Annotated in this window: 7 protein-coding genes; 5 read left to right on the forward strand and 2 right to left on the reverse strand. The window is 59.2% G+C overall.

The genetic code is table 11. The features are described from left to right. Positions 1–36 precede the first annotated feature (36 nt). Positions 37–1,287, reverse strand: coding sequence for a glucose-1-phosphate adenylyltransferase (gene glgC / locus DDD64_RS06590; RefSeq protein ID WP_126135598.1), 1,251 nt, complete (start codon positions 1,285–1,287; stop codon positions 37–39). A 199-nt stretch (positions 1,288–1,486) separates the two neighbouring features. Between glgC and glgA the strand changes: the two genes are divergently transcribed. The 5 genes from glgA to DDD64_RS06615 all read left to right on the forward strand — a co-directional run bounded on the left by glgA (position 1,487) and on the right by DDD64_RS06615 (position 6,285). Next, the gene (gene glgA / locus DDD64_RS06595; protein WP_126135604.1) at positions 1,487–2,734 is read left to right on the forward strand and encodes a glycogen synthase; all 1,248 of its coding nucleotides are present in this window, start codon (positions 1,487–1,489) and stop codon (positions 2,732–2,734) included. 35 nt (positions 2,735–2,769) lie between these two features. Then, positions 2,770–3,555, forward strand: coding sequence for an ABC transporter ATP-binding protein (locus DDD64_RS06600; protein ID WP_126135599.1), 786 nt, complete (start codon positions 2,770–2,772; stop codon positions 3,553–3,555). A 156-nt stretch (positions 3,556–3,711) separates the two neighbouring features. Beyond that, positions 3,712–4,134 (forward strand): NfeD family protein, encoded by a 423-nt coding sequence (locus tag DDD64_RS06605; RefSeq protein ID WP_126135600.1) that lies wholly within the window; start codon positions 3,712–3,714, stop codon positions 4,132–4,134. A 64-nt stretch (positions 4,135–4,198) separates the two neighbouring features. Further along, positions 4,199–5,290 carry an SPFH domain-containing protein gene (locus DDD64_RS06610; protein ID WP_126135601.1) on the forward strand — a complete coding sequence of 364 codons (1,092 nt, stop codon included), beginning with the start codon at positions 4,199–4,201 and terminating at the stop codon, positions 5,288–5,290. A 137-nt stretch (positions 5,291–5,427) separates the two neighbouring features. Beyond that, entirely contained in the window at positions 5,428–6,285 is an 858-nt protein-coding gene (locus DDD64_RS06615) for a TrmH family RNA methyltransferase (RefSeq protein ID WP_126135602.1), read from the forward strand. Positions 6,286–6,373: 88 nt separating this feature from the next. Here the strand turns inward: DDD64_RS06615 and DDD64_RS08940 are convergent. Further along, the coding region (locus DDD64_RS08940) for a hypothetical protein (protein ID WP_206435358.1) at positions 6,374–6,602 on the reverse strand (229 nt) is incomplete at its 5' end.

Here is a 6,602-nt window from a genome sequence, read left to right on the forward strand (position 1 = left end):
TAGCAGCTCAGGGTGGGTGCTGAGCAACTCACGTGCCTAGCGGCGCACCACCGCATTCTTGGGAACCACGACCACGCCACCTTCGGAAACGTAGAAACCGCGTTCGCGATCATAATCGTGATTAACTCCCAGTTGCGCGCCTTCTTCGATCTGGACGTTCTTATCTACGATGGCGCGGATAACGGTGGCATTGCGGCCCACGTTCACTCCGTCCAACAGGACCGATTCGCGCACCGAGGACCAGGAATTCACCCGCACCCCGGGGGAGAGCACCGATCCGATGACTTCACCGCCGGAAACAATCACTCCGGGAGAAACAATGGAATCTAGGGCATGCCCGAGGCGTTCATGATGCCCGTACACGAATTTTGCGGGCGGTAACCCGGTGTACCCGGTCAGAATTGGCCAGCGTTCGTTGTACAGGTTGAAGTCCGGGGTAACGGAAATAAGATCCATATTCGCCGCGTAGTAGGCGTCAATGGTACCCACGTCACGCCAGTAGTCCTTATCGCGTTCACCTTCACCGGGGATGCGGTTGTAGGTGAAATCGTAGACGCCGCAATTACCGGCCTCCACGAAACGCGGAACAATGCTTCCACCCATATCATGGGCAGAGCTGGGATCGGAGGCATCATTCTGCAATGCTTCGACCAGGGCATCGGTATTGAAAATGTAGTTACCCATGGAGGCCAGGAACTGATCCGGAGCTTCTTCCAGACCCAAGCCGGTAGTATCTTGCGGCTTTTCAAGGAACCGGGAGACCTTCTGGTGGTTTTCTTCATCAACGTCGATAACGCCGAAAGAAGGTGCCAGTTCCAGCGGTTGGCGGATACCGGCGATGGTCAGATCAAAACCGGATTCCACATGCTGATCCATCATCTGGGAAAAGTCCATGCGGTAGATATTGTCTGCGCCGGTCACGAGCACAACATCAGGGCGTTCATCATCAATGACGTTCATAGACTGGTAGATAGCATCCGCACTTCCGGAGAACCATCCCTTGCCACGCCGCTGCTGGGCGGGAACCGGGGCTACATAATTGCCCAAGAGGTTGGACATACGCCAGGTTCTCGTAATATGGCGGTCCAGCGAATGTGACTTGTACTGGGTAAGTACGATGATCTGGAGGTATCCAGAATTCACGATGTTACTCAGCGCGAAGTCAATCAGCCGGTAAATGCCCCCGAAAGGAACCGCGGGTTTCGCTCGATCTTCAGTGAGCGGCATTAGACGCTTGCCTTCGCCTCCCGCAAGGACGATGGCCAGAACGCGTAAATCTCTCCTCATGCCTACAGCGTACCGTAAAACGTGAAGTTGAACACCCACTTCTCGAGGTTCGTGTGGACAAGCTGAGCGTCGGTCCACGCTGTGGATAGATACGTGGCACGGCTGTGTTTCCCGGTGCGGTGGGATACCCTTGGGGTAGTACGCACGCATGATCCGCTTCGTGGGGAAGCGGACGGCGGCGAAGAAGCCGGAGGCAGCCATGCGCATTGATTTACTGACCCGCGAATACCCCCCGCACGTGTACGGAGGCGCGGGAGTCCACGTTACGGAACTTTCCCGGGTGCTCGCCCAGCACGCTGATATTCACGTGCGTGCTTTCGACGGCCCGCGCGCTCCCGCGCAGAACAAAGATGTTCCCGCGGGCGTGGCGCTCCAGGGTTATGACTACCTCAAGGAACTTGAGGGCGCTAACGCTGCCGTGCGCACGATGGGCGTTGACCTCGCTATGGTCACGGATGTCGAGGGAGCGGATCTGGTGCACTCCCACACCTGGTACGCAAATTTTGCCGGGCATATCGCCTCGATTCTTTACGGAATTCCGCACGTGATTTCGGCTCACTCCCTCGAACCGCTGCGCCCGTGGAAGCGCGAACAGCTCGGGGGAGGCTACCACTTGAGTTCCTGGCTGGAAAAAACAGCATATGAATCCGCGGCCGGAATCGTGGCGGTATCTCACGCGATGCGCTCCGATATTTTGCGCTGCTACCCGAATATTGCCCCCGAACGGGTGCGGGTCATCCACAACGGTATTGATTTGAACGCGTGGAAGGCCCCGGAAACCAGTGCGGATAAAGAAGAAGCCCGCCGGTATTTCGCCAGCTACGGTTTGGATCCGGACCGGCCCACCATTATGTTCGTAGGGCGCATCACCCGCCAGAAGGGCGTGCCGGGCCTGCTGCGCGCGCTCCGGCAGGTAGATAAAGGCATCCAGGTGGTACTGTGCGCCGGGGCTCCCGATACCCCCGAAATTTTGGAGGAAACAAAGGCTCTCGTGGCCGAGCTGCAGGCCGAACGCGAGGGCGTGGTGTGGATTGACGATATGCTCAGCCAGGATCGCATTGTTGCCCTGGAAGCGTGCTGCACCACCTTCGTTACCCCCTCCATCTATGAGCCACTCGGCATTGTTAATCTCGAGGCTATGGCGGTGGGATTACCGGTGGTCGGCACCGAAACCGGGGGGATTCCCGATTGCATCGTGCACGGAGCCACCGGGCTGCTCGTGCCTATCGAACAAGCTCAGGACGGTACGGGAACCCCGCTCAATCCCGAGCAATTCGAGGCAGATCTGGCTGCGGCTCTCAACGAGGTATGCTCCGATCCGGAACGGGCCGCGCAGATGGGTGCCGCGGGCCGGCGCCGGGTGGAAGATCATTTCTCCTGGGAAGCCATTGGCGAAAAAACCATGGAGTTCTACCGGGAACTCGTGGATAACTATCCGCGGCGCTAACGAGCTCTGCCCCAGCAGCACGCTATTCTAGAACCATGGGTGACGTGCTGTCGTTGAAAGATGTAACGCTACGCCGCGGGGCCACGGAAATCCTCCGCTCGGTATCTTGGGATGTTAATTCCGGGGAGCGCTGGGTCATTTTCGGGCCGAATGGCGCCGGGAAAACCACGCTGATACAGGTGGCTGCCGCGCGGCTCTTCCCCAGTTCGGGAAGCGTAGAGCTCATGGGCGAACGCCTCGGCACGGTAGACGTGCGGGAGCTGCGCAGCGCCGTGGGCGTGACCTCCGCCGGGATCGATGCTCGTATTCCCGGTGGCGAAACGGTTTTCCAGGCGGTGCGCAGCGCCGCGTACGGGCACCTGGCCGTGTGGAATGAAGAGTACGACGCCGCAGATGATGCCCGCGCCCGCGCCATGTTGCGCCGGCTCGGCTTGCGTGACCTCGAGGAACGTAAGGTTGCGTACCTATCGTCCGGGGAACGTAAACGCCTGGGGATCGCGCGCGCTCTCATGCCCAATCCGGAAGTCCTTATCTTGGATGAACCCACCGCGGGTCTGGATCTGGGCGGGCGTGAACGTCTGTTGGGCACCCTGTCACGACTGGCCGGGGAAGTATACGCCCCGGCCATGCTGCTGGTTACCCACCACGTGGAAGAAATCCCGGTCGGATTTACCCACATGCTGCTGCTTAAAGCCGGAAGCGTTGTTGCCGCTGGGCCGCTGGCGGAAGTTCTTACCTCAGCGCAGCTCTCGGATGTTTTTGACTACCCGCTGCGGGTGGAGGAAAACGCGGGGCGGTACACCGCGCGCGCGGCCCGTTAGAAATTTCCGGCGCGCGGCATATCCCAATATCCCGCACCGGTCGATGTGCGGCTCGGTATATCCGGGTAACAGTGCGTCCGGTAGCATGGCACCAGAGGACGAAGAGGCCCGGAGTCGGAAAACCGGCAGTACGGAACTCTCAGGAAAGGGAGAACAATGACGTGGCAAATTTGGGTCATCGCCGGGTTGGCACTCGCAATTGTTGAGATGTTTACCCTCGATTTCACTTTCCTTATGTTGGGGCTATCTGCCCTGGCAACCGCAGGGGTGGCCCTGGGAACAGATATTCTCTGGGTTCAGATCGTGGCCTACGGGGTTTTCGCTCTTATCCTCTTGCTCTTCGCCCGCCCCTGGGCGCGCCGTCACGTCAATCCGCGCGGAGCCGCCGTTGGCAACGTGGAGGCCCAGGTGGGCCGGCGGGCCTACGCGCTCACGGAAATTACCGAGCGCAGCGGGCGCGTGAAAATTGGCGGAGATGAGTGGAGTGCGCGCACCGCTGCGGGGCGCATCCCGGAGGGCGGCGTCGTACTTGTGCAGGCAATCGATGGCGCCACCGCAATCGTGACCCCAGAACCATAAGTTGTATCTACTCACGTATCACCGAAAAGTCACCGAGGCCGCCTAGCGGCACAAAGGAACAATCATGGATGTTGATTTCAACGCGAGCACGATTATTGGTGTGCTCCTCCTCTTACTCCTTCTCCTGGTGGTGGTGGCGGTGTTCCGTTCCGTCATCAAGGTGCAGCAGGGCTACCAGGTGGTTGTGGAACGCCTGGGGCGCTACCACTCCGTGCTGCAACCGGGGCTGCACTTCCTAGTACCGTTCTTCGATGCGGTGCGCCAGCGCATCGATATGCGTGAGCAGGTGGTACCCTTCCCGCCCCAGCCGGTTATTACCTCCGATAACATCAACGTGTCCATTGACACGGTTATTTACTATCAGGTGACGAACGCGTACTCTGCAACCTACGAAATTGCCGATCCAATGACGGGTATTGAGCAGCTGGCCGTGACCACCTTGCGTAATATCATCGGCACCATGGATATGGAGCAGGCCCTGACCGGCCGTGACCGTATTAATGATCAGCTCCGCAGCGTACTTGACGATGCGACCGGGCGGTGGGGCATTCGCGTTTCGCGCGTGGAATTGAAGGCGATTGACCCGCCGGCTACGGTGCAGGGCGCGATGGAGCAGCAGATGAAGGCGGAACGTGACCGCCGTGCCGCGATCCTCACCGCGGAAGGTATTAAACAGTCCCAGATTCTGACTGCTGAGGGTGAAAAACAATCGGCTATTCTCAAGGCCGAAGGTCAAGCGCAGGCCACCGTTCTCAAGGCTCAGGGTGAATCCCGGGCTATCCTCCAAGTCTTCGACGCGATCCACAAGGGTAATGCCGATCCGAAGCTGCTCTCTTACGAGTACATCAAGACGCTGCCGCAGATCGCCAATTCCCAGTCCTCGAAGCTGTGGATTGTTCCTACCGAGCTCACCGCCGCACTCGACGCGGTGCAGAAGGGCTTTGGTGGGGGCCGCAGCGGCGGGGGAGATGAACCCAGCCCGGCTGGTCCCACCGGGGTAGATTTTGAGAATGCGGCTGATGTGGCCGATGTACTCAAGGAAACCACCCTCCCGGATATTGATTCGGCGCTGGCCGATGCGCGTGGAGAAGCTAATCGCGCGGTTGATGATGCCCGCGGTTCCGTTTCCGATCCCACCCAGATCCCGAAGAACTAAGCGAAGATAAAAGCTCGCCTGCGGCGTAATGCCGTGGCCTTGCTGCAATATAACTAACCGGGGCTACCCTCACGTTCTGCGCGATGGGTAGCCCCGGTGATTTGTGTCTGGCACCGGCACGGTGGCACGCTTGCTATGTGTTGATTTACCTCGATGACGTTGCCGCTCCCGAACTCGATGACTATTTCCGGCTGACAGATGTGCATCTTCGCCGCCTGCTGGAACCCGAGCGCGGGGTGTATATGGCCGAATCGACAAAAGTCATCGAGCGGGCTTTACAAGCTGGCCACCAGCCGCGATCTTTTCTTAGCTCACCGCGGTGGCTACCGGATTTACAGGCGTGCTTATTACGTTGCGGCTGGGAAGCGGAGGGAGCTGAAGTCCCTATCTACGTAGGCACTGATGACATGCTCCAGGCGGTGACCGGGTTCAAAGTGCATCGGGGTGCGCTAGCCGCGATGCACCGCCCGGAATTGGCCGATGTTGCCACGCTGCTATCGCAGGCGCGCGCAGGGCGTGGGGCGCGGCGCGTCGTCGTTCTAGAAGGCTTGGTAGATCATACGAATGTGGGCGCCATTTTCCGTTCTTGCGCCGGACTCGGGGTTGATGCGGTGCTGGTGACCGATACCTGTGCCGATCCGCTGTATCGCCGCTCCGTGCGGGTATCTATGGGGACCGTGTTTCAGGTGCCGTGGACGCGGATCCACGACTGGCCGCGCAGTATCGAAAAATTGCACGAGCTCGGTTTCTTAACGGCCGCCTTGGCGTTGGAAGACGACGCCGAAACTCTTGATGACTTTGCGCAGCGGGCTGATGTGCTGGCCTCGGATTCGCGAGTAGCGCTTATCCTCGGAACAGAAGGGGACGGCCTGAGTGCGCGCACGGTTGCGAGCGCTCAGACCCGGGTTATTATCCCCATGGCCGGGCATGTGGATTCTCTCAATGTAGCGGCCGCGAGCGCGGTAGCTTGCTGGGCGCTGCGCATCCGGAACTGAGGTAGGGCGCAAAGAAGCGGCACGTAGAGCTGGCCATTGAGAAAATAAGGGTTAATAGACAAAAAGTGGGTCTAATGGCGGCGTGTCGTTAACGTCCGATCTGGCCTTTACGGATGTTTAGACCGTCTTCCCAGGGGTGTTCGGTATCGATATGGGTATCAATCTCGACGGGCTTATCACTAGGCGTACTAACCGGTTCCTTCCTTGGTTGGATCGTGTTTGACACGAAATCAGACATCGGCTGCGTGTTGATCGACCTGGAATAAAGCCAGTAATCCAGGGCGGTGAGCAGGTGAGACTCAGACCAGCCACGGTGG

This window comes from Actinotignum sanguinis (genome assembly GCF_003957255.1).
In the GTDB taxonomy this organism is placed as follows: Bacteria; Actinomycetota; Actinomycetes; order Actinomycetales; family Actinomycetaceae; genus Actinotignum; species Actinotignum sanguinis.

Excerpts from the sequence above, each read along its gene's own strand:
- glgC (WP_126135598.1), bottom strand. The coding sequence starts at position 1,287 with ATGAGGAGAGATTTACGCGTTCTGGCCATCGTCCTTGCGGGAGGCGAA.
- glgA (WP_126135604.1), top strand. The coding sequence starts at position 1,487 with ATGCGCATTGATTTACTGACCCGCGAATACCCCCCGCACGTGTACGGA.
- DDD64_RS06610 (WP_126135601.1), top strand. The coding sequence starts at position 4,199 with ATGGATGTTGATTTCAACGCGAGCACGATTATTGGTGTGCTCCTCCTC.
- DDD64_RS06605 (WP_126135600.1), top strand. The coding sequence starts at position 3,712 with ATGACGTGGCAAATTTGGGTCATCGCCGGGTTGGCACTCGCAATTGTT.
- DDD64_RS06600 (WP_126135599.1), top strand. The coding sequence starts at position 2,770 with ATGGGTGACGTGCTGTCGTTGAAAGATGTAACGCTACGCCGCGGGGCC.